Here is a 12,859-nt window from a genome sequence, read left to right on the forward strand (position 1 = left end):
ATCTGGATGGACAAGACGTCCACCCGCATGGGATGCTCAGCCTGTCCATCTGGATGGACAAACCGCCAAAGGAGGTGGACATTGGTCCCGCGTGACTCCCGCTACCGACTCCTGGACGCCGACCTGCTGCGACGCCTCATGCGACGCACGGGTACGGGCCAACGAATCTCCATACGCGATCTCGCGGACGCGGTGGGATGTGCCACGGGCACGATCGGCGATCTCCACAGCGGGGCCCGGGAGTGCGTCACCGCCGACACCGCGCACGCACTGTGCCACGTGATCGGAGTGGACGTACTCGTCCTTTTCGCACCAGTCGGGCGGTCCGTGCCGGTTCCCGAGGGTGAAATCCCGCCAGTTGGCCTTAGGGCGCTGGCATGAGCGCGCCGAGCCTCTTCACCTACGACGAGGCCGCCGACGCGCTCAGGGTCCAAAAGACCTGGTTGCAGCGTCACATCAAGGCGTTGCCTCACACCAAGATCGGCCGTGAGGTCCTGTTCACCGAGGAGCACCTCGCGGAAATCGTCCGCGCATTCCACGTGGCTCCAGTCACCGGGCCTCTCGCGGACACCTCGGCGGCACCGGCCGCCTCGAACCCCCTGGCGACCCTGCGCCCGCTTCCGGCGCGCAGGTCACTCCGCCGCACTTCCTGACGGACGTGAGTCGGGGCCGCTACCGGCTGGACCCCGGCGCGACCCCTTCGGCTCACCTCACCACTCCATTCCCAGAGAAATGAGGCTCCCCGTGGGCATCAACCTTATCCGCCCCGCCGCTGTGGCTGACGCCCAGCGCCGCGGGCACATGGCCGCACTGTCGGCGGCCGAGCACATCGTCAGCATCTGCCCGCAGGCGCCGGACACGGTGACCGTCACCTGCTCCCCGTGGGCACCGGAGAAGCCCACGGTGCGGCTGTACTTCCACCGCAGCGAGGACGGCGTCAAAGCCTTGGCTCGTGAGTTGACCACGGAGACGACGACTCGCCCGCACAGTGACGACGACCCGGCCCCGTACACCTTCGTGGACACGATCGTGAACGGCGTACCGGTCCACGCCTGGACTCTGGGTGACGGTCCGGCGGATGCCGAGGGAGCAGCGTGAACACGCTCCTGATCAAGGCTGCGGCGGACCTGATCTTCCGTGCGATGCAGACGCACCGGACGCCTGCGGGTATCGCGATGGCGTTGGACGCCGCGGGGATGCTCCAGTCGCCGGAGACCGCGGCCGAGGCCGAGCGCCTGCGGGCCCGGGTCGCCGAGCTGGAGCAGCAGACCGCCGCTGTGCGGGTGCTGCACGCCAAGTACCCGGACAGCGAGCACTGCACGCAAGACGACGAGCAGTGGCCCTGCCTGACCTTGTGCGCCCTCGGCGCGGCCGGCTCGGCGTCGTTGTGGCAGCGAGTCACTGACGCCCTCAACGCCCTTGTGGCTGCCGGCATCCCGGTGCACGTCGAACCGGATGGGCACATCAGCAACCCGGCCGCCGACGAACACATCGAGTGGGACCGCGCGGCCGGCCGCTGGCGGCTCGTTCACGACGACGAGCCCCAGCTCACCGCCGAGCAGGCCGAGGCCCGCCGCCGCGACTACCGCGCCCGCATGCGGGCCGCCGGGGGTGACATCCCGTGATCGTCCTCGTCCTCGTCGCCCTCGCGTTCCTTGCGCTGTGGCTCCTCGAACTGGCCCTTGGAGGGACCGATGTCCGCTGAACTCCCGGCCGTATCTGGGCCGTTCCGTATCTCCGTCGAGCCGATCCCGGCCGGCGTGACCCTCGACATCTCGACGTTCGTCGAGGCCCTCGTCCTCGACCTCGTCACCGAGCACGCCGACGCGCTCGCCGAGATCCTCGCCGAGCAGGACGAGGACCGGCCGTACGACGGCCACCGGCCCGAGTCCCTGCTCGTCGAGGAGTTGCTCGACGCGGTGTCCACGCGGATCCCGGTGTACGGCGGGCAGTGCCTCGCGCTGGCCGACCGGATCCGGGCGGTGGCCGCTCCGAAGGCCGTGCCGTCGCAGCGTGAGGCGGGTGCCGCATGAGCGCCCGCGACGATCTGATTGACGAGTACGGCCGGGCCGAGACGGACCCGCTCGGAACGCTCACGGAACTGCGCGTGAAGCTCGACGCTTACCGCGCTGAGGTGCTTGCCGAGGCCAAGACCGAAACGGTCGCGTGGCTGGTGAAGAAGGCCCGCGAGCAGACCGTGTGGGACGCCCGGGTCCTCGCGTCGAAGGTGGACCGCGGCGCTGTCCGTGCCTTCCTCGGCACGGGCCACTGCCGGGACGTCATGGATGAGCACCGCGCCGAGGTGCTGCGGAAGGCCGCCGACGCCATCAACGCCCTTCCGCAGGACTACGAGTGCGACCCCGGCCGCGGGGACGCAGCAGACTTGCTGCGTCGGATGGCCGACGTTGCCGGGAAGGACACCCCCCGGGGCGAGTCCACCCGCGCCGTGATCGTCGCCGAGGGCGGCGATGCGAATGCCTGAAACCGTGCAGGCCGGGGCTACGGCCCCGGCCGCCGGTCGGCGAATCACGCCGACCGGCCGCCTCATCCTCCCCGCCACCGCCGACCGCGCCGACTGGCTCACCGCCCGCCGCGGCGGCCTCGGCTCCTCCGACATCGCCGCCATTCTCGGTATCAGCCGGTACGGCAACGCCCTTTCCGTCTACCACGACAAGACCGGCGGCCTGCCGGTGGACGGCGACGACTCCGAACCTGCCCTCTGGGGCAGGGCATTCGAAGAGACTGTGGCCCGCGAGTGGGCCCGGCGGAACCGCAGCGTGATCCGCCGTGTCGGGCTGGTCGCCAACACTGAGCGCCCCTGGCAGATGTGCACGCTCGATCGCCGCGTGCTGGAGTGCCCCTTGGCCGACGGCCGGGAGCGCTGCGCCGTAGAGATCAAGTGCCGCGACAAGATGAAGGCGTCGCAGTTCCGGCAGGGCGTTGCGGACGACGTGCTCGTCCAAACCCTGTGGCAGGCCGACACCTGCGGGTTCGACCACGTGCACGCCGCCGTGCTCATCGGCGGCAACGACTACCGGCAGTACGTCGTCCGTGTCGCTGATCACGCCGATCTGCTCGGCGACTTGCGCACCGCCGGGGCCCGTGCGTGGCAGCAGATCTCCACCCGCCGGCCGCCGGTCCTCGCCGACGACGCGGACCCGGACGTACTGCTCGACCTCTACGACCGGCTGCACCCGGACCGCTCCGGCGCGCTCGACATCACCCGCGATGTCGACACGCAAGACGCGGTGGCCGACTACCTCGACGCGCACAACAACGAGGCCGAAGCCAAGAGCCGGAAGAAGCGGGCCAAGGCCCGGATCCTCGCCGGGCTCGGCGACGCGACCGCCGCGACCGTGTTGGACCGCACATTCGTGTCCCTCGACGAGACCAGCCGCGAGCACTGCGACACCCGCCGCCTAGCCGAGCGCTGGCCCGAGGCGTACGCGGATTGCGTCGAGGACCGCGTCTCGCACCGCCTCAACATCCCCCGCGTGATCCGTGAGGAGCACAACGCATGACCACCTTGCAGGAACGCGCCGCGGCGGCCGCCGGCCGCGCCGACACCACCAACGACACCGGGCCCGCCGCCGAGCCGGACCAGACGACGGAGTACGCCCCGGCCCCTGACCCCATGGCCGACTACGAGCCGGGCGACGGCGACCCCGAGATGGTGCCCGTCCACCTCGCGTGGCTCCGCGTCCGCCGGGAGGTCCGCGCCATCGCCAAGGGCGAGCTGTACAACGGCGGCGGCACCCGCTTCAACTTCCGTGGCGTCGACACCGTGGTCAACACCTTCGGGCCCGTGACGCTGAAGCACGGCATCAACGTCTTGCCGGTGAACGTCGAGGCGTCCTACCGCGACACCACCACCAGCAAGGGCAGCAAGATGCGGGAGTGCACCGCCTGCGTCACCTGGCTCATCGTCGGGCCCAAGGGCGACACCCTCACCCTCCAGACGCAGGGCGAGGCACTCGACTCCGCGGACAAGGGCACCGCCAAGGCCCAATCCGTCGCGCTGCGGGTGCTGCTCCTCACGAGCGGCCTGACACCCACGCACGACAAGGACCCCGACGCCTCCCACATCGAGCGGGGCATGGACGCGCCCGCCCGGACCGCCGAGTCGTACCGGGATGAAGTACTCAACCCGAAGACCAGCCCTGGCCGCATCCAGCAGATCGGCTACGAGGTCGAGAACGCCCGGATGTTGGGCGCCAAGGTCACGAACGAGAACGGCGAGTCGGAATCCCTCGGGTCTCTCGGCCTGCGGATCTACAACGAGCGTACCGGCGGTGGCGCATGAGTTGGCACCTTGGCCGCCTCGCCGGGTTCGACCTCGAAACCACCGGCCCGGACCCGCTCACCGCCCGCATTGTCACCGCCTGCGTGGTGCAGTGCGGCGGCGGGCAGGACACCGCCTCGACGACGTGGCTCACCGACGTGGACGGCCACGAGATCCCCGACGAGGCCGCCGCCATCCACGGCGTCACCACCGCCCGCGCCCGCGCCGAGGGCGTCGACCTGCGGGCCGCGGTCGAGCAGATCCTCGACACGCTCGCCGTGGCGATGGCCGCCGGTACCCCGCTGGTGGCGATGAACGCCCGCTACGACTTCACCGTCCTCGACCGCGAGGCCCGCCGATACGGCATGACGCCGCTTACCGGCCGGCCCGGACAGTTCCGTGTCGTCGACCCGTTCGTCATTGACAAGCAGGTCGACCGCTACCGCCGCGGCAAGCGCACCCTCACCGCCCTGTGCCAGTACTACGCGGTGCCGCTCGACGGCGCGCACTCCGCGGACGCCGACGCCCTCGCCGCCTGCCGAGTCGCATGGCGGCAGGGCACCCGGTACCCGGCGCTGGCCGCCATGAGCCTCGACGAGCTGCACACGGCACAGACCGCATGGGCCGCGGACCAGGCCGCCGGACTCCAGGAGTACTTCCGGAAGGCCAACCCGGACGCCTACGTCGAGCCGGCATGGCCGGTCATCCCGCACCAGACGGGAGGCGGCCAGTGATCGCCATCGTCCTCGGCGGCCTGCTCGGATTCGGGTTCATCGGCCTCTTGATCCTGCCGCGCTACCTCGGCACCCGCCGGATCCACGCCGCCACCACCGCCCCGTTCCACACCATCCGGACGGCTCCCGGTGGCTGCCCTGCCACACCACCGCGTGCGGCCACATGACCACCCGCCACGAACCCACCCCGGACGGCCGGTGGCGCTGCACCGGCGCCGGCTGCGGCCACATCACCAAGGGGGACCAGTGACCACCACGCCCCTGTTCGACGCCGCCCCGGCCGCCACCACGGCGGCCGGGCCCCGGCCCCGCATTCTCGGACTCGACCTCTCCCTCACCAGCACCGGCGTGGCCCTCCCCGACGGCACCACCTACCGCATCAAGACCCGCTCACAGGACGGCGATCACCGCCTCGTCATCATCCGGGACCACCTCCGCCGGATGCTGTCCACCCACGGCCCGGTACACCTCGCTGTGGTGGAAGACCTGCCGCGGAACGCCATGGCGGCCGGCGCCACCGGCATGGTGCAGGGCATCGCCCGGTGCGAACTCGCCGACGCCGAGGTCCCGGTCGCGTTCGTGGTGCCGGCCACGCTCAAGAGCTACGCCGCCGACCACGGCCGGGCCGACAAGGCGCGCATGGCCAACGCCGCGTACCTCGCGGCCGGGGTGCAGTTCGCTGACGACCCGGGCGGCGATCAGTGCGACGCGTGGTGGCTCCGCGCCGCCGGCCACGACCGGGTGGGCACCCCGCTGTTCGACCTCCCCGAGGCGCAGCGGGCACGCCTCGCCAAGGCCAAGTGGCCTGCCGGGTTGCCGCGGTGGGCCCGATGACCCCGCGTGCCCGCCGTGGCACCAAGGCCAAGGCCACTTCGGGCCCGGTCCTCCTCGACTGGCGGGACTCCTCGCACTGGTCGAGCCAGCCCAAGCCCTGCCGTTACTGCGGATTCGACACCTGCCTCCGCGACTCGCGGCGCAAGCCTGCACACAAGACCTGCGCCGAGGAAGCCCTCGCCCAACAGGCCGCCGACGCGGCCGACGCATACCGAAAGGACACCCTCTGATGCCCAAGCTCAACCCCGCGCAGGCCCCCGAGGTCAAGCTCGACGCCGCCACCGCGGCCATCGAGGCCAGTCTCACCGTCGAGCAGCGCCGGGGCCTGTTCGAGAAGCCGGGCACCACCGTGGTCGCCATCGTCGAACTCACCTCGAAGTCATACACCGGCCACGCCGAGGGCGAGGAGAAAGAGCCGCAGGTAAAGGTCCGCGTCACCGGCTGCGAGGTCGCCCGCGCGGACGGCGAGGCCGCGACGCTCCTCGAAGCTAAGCGCGCCATGTGGAGGGCCCGCCGAATGGACGGAACCCTCGACGAGGTAGGCCCCGGCCCCCGCGACCCCGAAGCCGTGATCGGCGACGCGTTCGCCAACTACCCCAGCGAGGACGAATACCGCGCTCACGAGCGCACCCGCGAGCAGCGGCGCCGCGACGAGTACGTCAGGTAGCCACCCGCCGCCGGCCGGGGCCACCGCGCCCCGGCCCTCGTCCCCGCCACACCGGGCACTACGCACGACACGGAGATCACGTTGAGCACAGACGAGCAGGCAGGGCAGACCGGCGGGAGTGTCCCGCACGCTTTCCGTAACGCCCTGTTCTGGCGCTGGGCACCCGTCATGCCCAAGGGCATCCCCGCCTCGTTCGTGACCGTGCTCTACGCCCTCGGCGCCGCCGCGGACACCGCCGGCCGGCTCCGCTTCCGCGACGGCAAGGCGATCCGCATCAAGGACATCGCCGCCGCGGTGAAGGCCGACGAGAAAGACGTACGCCGCTACCTCACGGCCGCAATCGCCGCCGGGGTGGTCAGCATCCAAGGAGAGTCCCGCAGAGGCAGGGCGACCCTGTACGTCCTCATCCTGTCCCCGTGGCCGGACTGGACGGCCGCGCTCGCCTCACTGGAGACGACGAAACGCAAGCCGCGAAAGGCCCCGCCATGGGTCGAGGGCGAGACAAAGAACGGGGGCGTGTCCCCCGAACCAGAGAACGGGGGACACGCCCCCGGACTCACTGCCCCCGATCCCGAAGAAGAACGGGGGACACGCCCCCCTTTGAGTTCGGGGGACACGCCCCCGTTTGGTTCGGGGGACACGCCCCCGAACAACCCAGGGATAGCCAAGGAACTACACCAAGACATGGCGGGGGTAGGTGAGCAACCACAGGTAGTGGACGCTCCCGAACCACAAGCCGAACTCCCCCAAGAACCACACCCCACCGAGCAGCACGCCGACTACGGCCGCGACTTCGCACGCTGCTCCCTTTGCGGACACCCCCTCATCCACACCCTCGGTCGCCCCACCCGAACCGCGCACACCCTGTGCGAACGCAGAGCAGCCGAGAGGAACGCCTCATGACACCCATAGAGCACCTCCTCGCCGAGGAACTGCCCACCGGACAGTGGGGCGGACCCCGACACGCCCAACAGGTCCGCACAACCGCCCTCAGCCGCCCCACAACCCCCCTCGAAGCAGCCGAACACGTCGCCGCCCTCGAAGCCGAACTCGACCGCCTCGACGGACGCGGCACCGGCAACCCCCACCGCCACCTCCAGGCAGTACCCGAAACCCCCGCCGCCTGACCACCAACCCGGCTGCAACCCCACCACCGGCAGCCACCCCAACACCCCCACCGCCAACCACCCCGCCCCCGAGGAGGACTGACCATGAACACCCCACTGCGCCCCGGCTTCCTCGGCGACGCCACGGCCGCCTGCGCCCTCGCCGGGGCCGACTTCTACGCCACCGACACCGCCGGCCAGGACGACGCCAAGGCCGTCTGCCTCGGCTGCCCGCTGCGCCCCGCCTGCCTCGACTACGCCCTCACCAACGACGAGCGGTTCGGCGTCTGGGGCGGCCTCACCGTCAGGGAGCGCAGCCGGCTCCGGCACGACGCCGGCCGGTGGGTGGACGATGAGGGCCGGCTCCGCCTCGCCTGCGGCACCGGGCCGGCGCTCGCCGCACACCGGGCGTACGGGGAGACGTGCGAGACGTGCCTCGGGGCGCAGGCTGCGCGCACCGAGGCGGCCCGGCGCGGCCGGCTGGCCGCCGAGCACGAGAAGGGCGGGACGGTCCGCGGCTACGGGATTCATCGCCTGTTGGGGGAGCCGGCGTGTGCGGGGTGCCTCGCGGCGCAGGCCCGGCAGTCCGCGGAGCAGCGGAAGGCACGGACCGCCGCTCGGGGCGGGGCCGTTGTGCCGCTCAGGCCGCGTCGGGCACGCCGCCTACAGGCCGCTTCCTAGACCACCCACCCCACCCGACGACATCAGGAGACCAACCGCCGATGACCACCCTGGACCCCACCGAACTCCAGCTCCTCGCCGCCCTCATCGGCCGCACCATCCAGGCAACTTCCGTCCGCCTCGGCACGGCCGAGGGAACGGCCGACCTGACCGCTGCTCTCACCGTGGCCGTCGCCAGCTACATGGGACGGCAGCTCGGCCCGAGTGCCTCGGTGCTATCTCGGCCGAGCGCACCCGGCAGGACACCCGTTGGGGCGAGCAGAACCACCCTGACGGCACCGGCAACAAGGAGCAGCAGGACGCCGCTCAGTCTGCGCGCCGCTGGTGCCAGGACGCTTTCGACCCCGGGTACGGCACTTGGTCTGACGTGCTGGCCGAGGCGAACGCCGAGCGGGACCCGGCCAAGCTGCGCGCCGAGCTGATCCAGGTCGCCGCGGTCGCCGCCGCCTGGTGCGAGGCCATCGACCGGCGGGCCGGCACCGAACCGGCGCTGGCAGCCGACTCCCGCTGACCCGCCCGGCCCGGCCGGCAGCGTGCGGCCGGGCCCGAGCACCGGAGACCCACATGCCCGAGTGAGTCAAGACGTGCCCGGTGAAATGACAGGGAATGGGCCCCAAAGGACGTTGGCATTACTCCCAACCTGCACGCCACCGAAGCTGACCGTAGCGTTGGTGACCTGCGCGCCGACGAAGCTGACTGTGCCGCCGGTGAACTGTGCCTCTGAGAAGCTGACGATCCCGCCGATGAACTTTGCGGCGCCGAAGTGGAGGACGCCGTCGTTGACTTGCGCGTGATTGAACATGGCCCAGTCGCCGACAAACTGTGCGCCGCCGAAGGTGACCGAGCCGCCGATGAACTGCGCATTGAGGAAGCCGACGGTGTCGCCAGTGAACTGCGCGCCTACGAAACTGACCGTGCCGCCGATGAACTTGGCATCCAAGAAGTTGACGGTGTCACCGGTGAACTGCGCGCCACCGAAGTCGACTAAGCCTTCAGTGAAATGTGCACGGCTGAAGTGTCCGCCGTCGAAGATGGCGCCGGTGAAGTTCAGATTGCGCCCGCACCACGTCGTTGGTGCCGTTGGGTCTTGGAGGTGGTCGCTGATCGTTCGGATGATGGTAAGCCGAACCTCCCGCTCGCCTGTCTTGAAGCCAGTTGCAGTGTGTTCGGGCTCGTAAGGCATGCGCAGGTATGCACACAGCACGTCGATGCACACCTGCCGCTGTTCGGGCCAGTCATCTGCGAGCCGCGCCATCGCGTACACGCCGGCAAGCCGAACGGCGGCCTGCTCGTGACCTAGCTGCTCTGCCGCAGCCGAATACCGGTCGGCAAGCTGGCTTGCATCCGCCCGGTGTGCGTCACCCTCCGCGAGGAGTTGCTTGCGGTAGGCGTAGATTCCGGTGAGGACGGCGCCCACGAGAGTGAGGACGGTAACGGTGGTCTTGATGACGTCGTTGACGTCGACTGGCTTCCCCGTCCGGTTCTGCGCAGTGAGGAGCGTGTCCGCGCCTTGGTACAGGCCGTAAGCAAGCATTCCCACAACGGCCAGGGCGGTGGGAGCGACGATCCACACGGACCACAGGTGCGGCGTATGGCGCCCTTGTGGCCGCTGACGCTCTAAGGGGGTAGGCATGGTGTCAAGGATGGATCAGATGCCTTTGTTCGCATGGCCAGTTTGAACAGACTGAGATCGGAGCAAACGGCCACATCGTCAATGATGCCCTCGCCTACTGGCGCGGCCAGTAGCCCCACCCCACCGCAGCGCCCCGCCCGTCCCCGGACCGGCGGGGCGTCATCGCGTCCACACATCCGGGCCCGGCCCGCGCCACTCAATCAAGGCGAGGTCATCCAGGGCCACCGTGTCCAGGTCGACCCCGGCCCGGCGCAGGAACTCCAACAGGTCGGCCGGCCCGTACGCCACCCCTACGATCGCGCCCCGAATCGTCACCCGCCAGCCGCCGGACGGCAACGGCGGATGCACCACCACGGGGGGACGCTCGGCCATACCCCCACCGTGCGCCCACTAAGGCGACGACGCATGTCAACGGCCGTCAGCCGGTCTACTTCCCGCGCGAGATCTGCGACGCCCGGTAGCCGCTCGTACCGATCTCGGCCCCGATCTCGTCGTACGTCCGCCCCTCACCGTGCGCGCCGAGCACCGCCTGTTGACGGACCTCGCGCACGACCCGGTGCAGCGCCGGCCACTCCCGGAGCAAGACCGAAGTCTCCCGCGCCCGCTCGATCGGGTCGGCGATCCCCTCCAGGGCGCGCACCGCCGCGCGCACCGCGTCCGCTTCACCAGCCACCTCGGCCACCTCCAAACCGGAGAGTACGGCCCGCCCCGGCGGGGCGAGAGGGGTACCCTTCACGCGCGAGAGGAGTACCCCTCTCAACCGTCTGACGCGCGTCTGCGCGCCGACGACGCCGACAACAACGGCCCCCGGCGTGTGGCTGCACTCCGGGGGCCCGACCAGGAGAGGTGAGTCTCCATGGCCAACGCACAGCGTAGCCGTATCGCCCTCGGCGGGCGCCTGTCCCGCCGCACCACCGCCCACGCCCCCGCGCGGCCCGCCCCCGCCGCTATCCCGTGGTGGGCCGCCCTGTTCACCGACGCCGGCCGGCCCATCGTCGCCGTCATCGTCATGGTCATGTGCGCCCCCGGCGAGCACCACCTCGGCGTGCTCGCCGGGTGGGACACCCACCTCGCCTGGGGCATGGCATCCGTCCTCGCCGCCTATGCCGGCATCGCCGCGGTGGTCGCATCACGCCGCCCGTCCGGCGCGCCAGGCCGCCTCTCGGCCATCGTCGGCGCGTGGCTGGCCCTCGGCGCAGCCATGGCTGCACAACCCGTGTCGCATCTCTTCGTGACCGGGCATTGGTCGGCGACCCCGTACGCTCCGGCGTGGCTCGTGATCAGCGTCTCGTGCGTGCCGCCGCTCGTCCTCGGTCACCTGCTGCACCTCGCCGCGACACCCGTCGTCACCCCGTCGAGCAGCGTCGCCGACCCGGCGGACGCCCCCGTCGTCGAGCGCGCCGAGGCCCCCACCCCGGCCATGCCTGCAATGCCCCCGACGCCGGAGCAGGCCCCTGCCCCGCAACTCCCGCCCGCCGAGCCGGCAAAGACGGCAGCGATCGCCTACCGCGACCGTCGGTGCGCAGCGATCCGCCCGCTCTACGACGGCGGCACGCGGCCCGGCACTGCCGCGATGCGGGATGCGCTCATCGCCGCCGGGCACGGCCGGGTGGGCGACTCCACCATCCGCGGCCAGATCAGGGCTGAGGTCGAGCAGCGCGAGCCCGTGCTCGCCACGTACCCGCCCGCGCTGCCGACACCGAGCGCAGCATGTGCGCAGCCGGTTCGCGCCGGACTCCAAAGGTAGATTTTTTCGTGTCGCAAAAAGGTGAGCGCCTAGGTGCCCTGACCTGGGCTTTCGCTATGCATTCCAAGCATCAGAGCATTTGGAAGTTGTGATTCGCTGCTAGAGTCCCCAGCAAGCAAATGTGTACACCAGCCCCCGCTGGGCGAATGCGGACTCTGCCCACCTAAAGCAGTGGCCCGCCCTTGGCGTGCAGGCCAGAGGGCGGGCCAGGTTGGGCAGTTGGGGCCCGGCTAATTAATCCTTAGCCGGGCCTCTTCCTTCGTGCCCTTGCTCTGGACGACGCCATCATCGGAAGATCTTGATGACCTCCATGATGAGCCGGATCGCAAGCCAGCTCCAGTCCATCGCGGCCTGTCGCCGGTGTCGTCGTCGTTCGTGACGAGGACACACGCAAGGATCTTGATCATCCATAACCCCTCCATGCCGGCTATACGGCAGTCGTGTTGACGCCATGCCCTCGCGGCGTGGAATCAACAGACCGCCGTACAGCGGTAGAAGAGGCTGCCGCCACCATATACGAGTGCGCTACCTCCGGATGTCTTGCCGCCTGCAACACCTCTGACTCCTGGGGTATCTCAGTAGGGAATGACGGTCTTTCACATTCCTCCCACACCTCGCCTTGGCGCGTGCCACGATGCGGCCACCAGCACGCGTCCAAGGGGGGACCATGCGCACACGCGCCACCACCGCGGTACTCGCCGCACTGCTGCCCGTCGCACTCACCGCGTGCAGCAGCACCGGCGACGGCAAGACGGCGAAGAAGCCGCCCGTGCTCACCACACCGACCAACCACGCGCCCTCGGCCACCGCGGACCAGGCCCGTGCCGACCTCGAAAAGGCCGTCCGCACCTACACCGCCGCCTACTTCAAACCGGACGTGACGACGGCGTACAGCCTGATCTCCACCCGGTGCCGGGAGCAAATCACCAAGCCTGGCCTTGGAATGCTGCTCGACCGCGCCCACAAGGCGAGCGGCGCCCGCACCGTCAAGACGTTCACCATCGACAAGTTCTCGGGGGACATGGCCCGGGTCTCGTACGGCGTCGGCGAACCGCAGTACGACCAGCACGACCAGCCATGGACGCGCGAGGGCGGGCACTGGCGCTTCGACGCCTGCTGACGACCGGCCAGCCGCTCCCGGCCAAGGGAGCGGCCCGGCAGGCGACTTGGGGCAC

21 protein-coding genes are annotated in these 12,859 nt (G+C 70.4%); 18 read left to right on the top strand and 3 right to left on the bottom strand.

Going from position 1 to position 12,859, the window contains the following annotated elements; translation table 11 throughout:
* Positions 1-377 precede the first annotated feature (377 nt).
* The 16 genes from CG747_RS20855 to CG747_RS48835 all read left to right on the top strand — a co-directional run bounded on the left by CG747_RS20855 (position 378) and on the right by CG747_RS48835 (position 8,815).
* Positions 378-653, top strand: a complete 276-nt coding sequence (locus CG747_RS20855) for a helix-turn-helix domain-containing protein (protein WP_100603292.1) — start codon at positions 378-380, stop codon at positions 651-653.
* A gap of 91 nt (positions 654-744) precedes the next feature.
* Positions 745-1,098, top strand: a complete 354-nt coding sequence (locus tag CG747_RS20860) for a hypothetical protein (RefSeq protein ID WP_100603293.1) — start codon at positions 745-747, stop codon at positions 1,096-1,098.
* Positions 1,095-1,625, top strand: coding sequence for a hypothetical protein (locus CG747_RS20865; RefSeq protein WP_100603294.1), 531 nt, complete (start codon positions 1,095-1,097; stop codon positions 1,623-1,625). Before CG747_RS20860 ends, CG747_RS20865 begins: the two co-directional genes overlap by 4 nt.
* A gap of 69 nt (positions 1,626-1,694) precedes the next feature.
* Positions 1,695-2,033, top strand: a complete 339-nt coding sequence (locus tag CG747_RS20870; RefSeq protein ID WP_100603295.1) for a hypothetical protein — start codon at positions 1,695-1,697, stop codon at positions 2,031-2,033.
* Complete coding sequence (locus CG747_RS20875) at positions 2,030-2,482, top strand: hypothetical protein (protein WP_100603296.1); 453 nt, start codon at positions 2,030-2,032, stop codon at positions 2,480-2,482. Before CG747_RS20870 ends, CG747_RS20875 begins: the two co-directional genes overlap by 4 nt.
* Positions 2,475-3,521, top strand: coding sequence for a YqaJ viral recombinase family protein (locus CG747_RS20880; RefSeq protein WP_100603297.1), 1,047 nt, complete (start codon positions 2,475-2,477; stop codon positions 3,519-3,521). Before CG747_RS20875 ends, CG747_RS20880 begins: the two co-directional genes overlap by 8 nt.
* Positions 3,518-4,303 carry an ERF family protein gene (locus CG747_RS20885; RefSeq protein ID WP_257980573.1) on the top strand — a complete coding sequence of 262 codons (786 nt, stop codon included), beginning with the start codon at positions 3,518-3,520 and terminating at the stop codon, positions 4,301-4,303. Before CG747_RS20880 ends, CG747_RS20885 begins: the two co-directional genes overlap by 4 nt.
* Complete coding sequence (locus CG747_RS20890; protein ID WP_100603298.1) at positions 4,300-5,016, top strand: 3'-5' exonuclease; 717 nt, start codon at positions 4,300-4,302, stop codon at positions 5,014-5,016. Before CG747_RS20885 ends, CG747_RS20890 begins: the two co-directional genes overlap by 4 nt.
* Positions 5,013-5,183 carry a hypothetical protein gene (locus CG747_RS48110; RefSeq protein ID WP_180985622.1) on the top strand — a complete coding sequence of 57 codons (171 nt, stop codon included), beginning with the start codon at positions 5,013-5,015 and terminating at the stop codon, positions 5,181-5,183. Before CG747_RS20890 ends, CG747_RS48110 begins: the two co-directional genes overlap by 4 nt.
* 79 nt (positions 5,184-5,262) lie before the next feature.
* Positions 5,263-5,850 carry a crossover junction endodeoxyribonuclease RuvC gene (locus CG747_RS20895; RefSeq protein ID WP_100603299.1) on the top strand — a complete coding sequence of 196 codons (588 nt, stop codon included), beginning with the start codon at positions 5,263-5,265 and terminating at the stop codon, positions 5,848-5,850.
* A complete protein-coding gene (locus tag CG747_RS20900) occupies positions 5,847-6,080 on the top strand; it encodes a hypothetical protein (protein ID WP_100603300.1) in 234 nt (77 codons plus the stop codon). Before CG747_RS20895 ends, CG747_RS20900 begins: the two co-directional genes overlap by 4 nt.
* Positions 6,080-6,517: a hypothetical protein gene (locus CG747_RS20905; RefSeq protein ID WP_100603301.1), complete on the top strand. Its 438-nt coding sequence runs from the start codon at positions 6,080-6,082 to the stop codon at positions 6,515-6,517. The genes CG747_RS20900 and CG747_RS20905 overlap by 1 nt, the downstream gene beginning before the upstream one ends.
* Before the next feature lie 81 nt (positions 6,518-6,598).
* Entirely contained in the window at positions 6,599-7,420 is an 822-nt protein-coding gene (locus CG747_RS47355; protein WP_146022114.1) for a hypothetical protein, read from the top strand.
* Positions 7,417-7,644: a hypothetical protein gene (locus CG747_RS47360; protein WP_146022115.1), complete on the top strand. Its 228-nt coding sequence runs from the start codon at positions 7,417-7,419 to the stop codon at positions 7,642-7,644. Before CG747_RS47355 ends, CG747_RS47360 begins: the two co-directional genes overlap by 4 nt.
* An 84-nt stretch (positions 7,645-7,728) precedes the next feature.
* On the top strand, positions 7,729-8,304 hold the full coding sequence (locus tag CG747_RS51015; RefSeq protein WP_100603304.1) for a WhiB family transcriptional regulator: 576 nt from the start codon (positions 7,729-7,731) through the stop codon (positions 8,302-8,304).
* Between the two features lie 367 nt (positions 8,305-8,671).
* Positions 8,672-8,815, top strand: coding sequence for a hypothetical protein (locus CG747_RS48835; protein WP_219621498.1), 144 nt, complete (start codon positions 8,672-8,674; stop codon positions 8,813-8,815).
* Positions 8,816-8,881: 66 nt separating this feature from the next.
* Here CG747_RS48835 and CG747_RS20930 read toward each other — a convergent pair whose 3' ends face one another.
* The 3 genes from CG747_RS20930 to CG747_RS20940 all read right to left on the bottom strand — a co-directional run bounded on the left by CG747_RS20930 (position 8,882) and on the right by CG747_RS20940 (position 10,610).
* Positions 8,882-9,937: a pentapeptide repeat-containing protein gene (locus CG747_RS20930; RefSeq protein WP_146022116.1), complete on the bottom strand. Its 1,056-nt coding sequence runs from the start codon at positions 9,935-9,937 to the stop codon at positions 8,882-8,884.
* A 159-nt stretch (positions 9,938-10,096) separates the two neighbouring features.
* Positions 10,097-10,309, bottom strand: coding sequence for a hypothetical protein (locus tag CG747_RS20935; RefSeq protein WP_100603306.1), 213 nt, complete (start codon positions 10,307-10,309; stop codon positions 10,097-10,099).
* A gap of 55 nt (positions 10,310-10,364) precedes the next feature.
* Complete coding sequence (locus CG747_RS20940; RefSeq protein ID WP_146022117.1) at positions 10,365-10,610, bottom strand: hypothetical protein; 246 nt, start codon at positions 10,608-10,610, stop codon at positions 10,365-10,367.
* 183 nt (positions 10,611-10,793) lie between these two features.
* Here CG747_RS20940 and CG747_RS20945 point away from each other — a divergent pair, with 183 nt between their 5' ends.
* Together CG747_RS20945 and CG747_RS20950 are read left to right on the top strand one after the other, a co-directional pair.
* On the top strand, positions 10,794-11,684 hold the full coding sequence (locus CG747_RS20945) for a hypothetical protein (RefSeq protein WP_180985623.1): 891 nt from the start codon (positions 10,794-10,796) through the stop codon (positions 11,682-11,684).
* 667 nt (positions 11,685-12,351) lie between these two features.
* The gene (locus tag CG747_RS20950; protein ID WP_100603308.1) at positions 12,352-12,804 is read left to right on the top strand and encodes a hypothetical protein; all 453 of its coding nucleotides are present in this window, start codon (positions 12,352-12,354) and stop codon (positions 12,802-12,804) included.
* Positions 12,805-12,859: the final 55 nt, after the last annotated feature.

Source organism: Streptomyces sp. CB02959 (assembly GCF_002803155.1).
Taxonomy (GTDB): Bacteria; Actinomycetota; Actinomycetes; order Streptomycetales; family Streptomycetaceae; genus Streptomyces.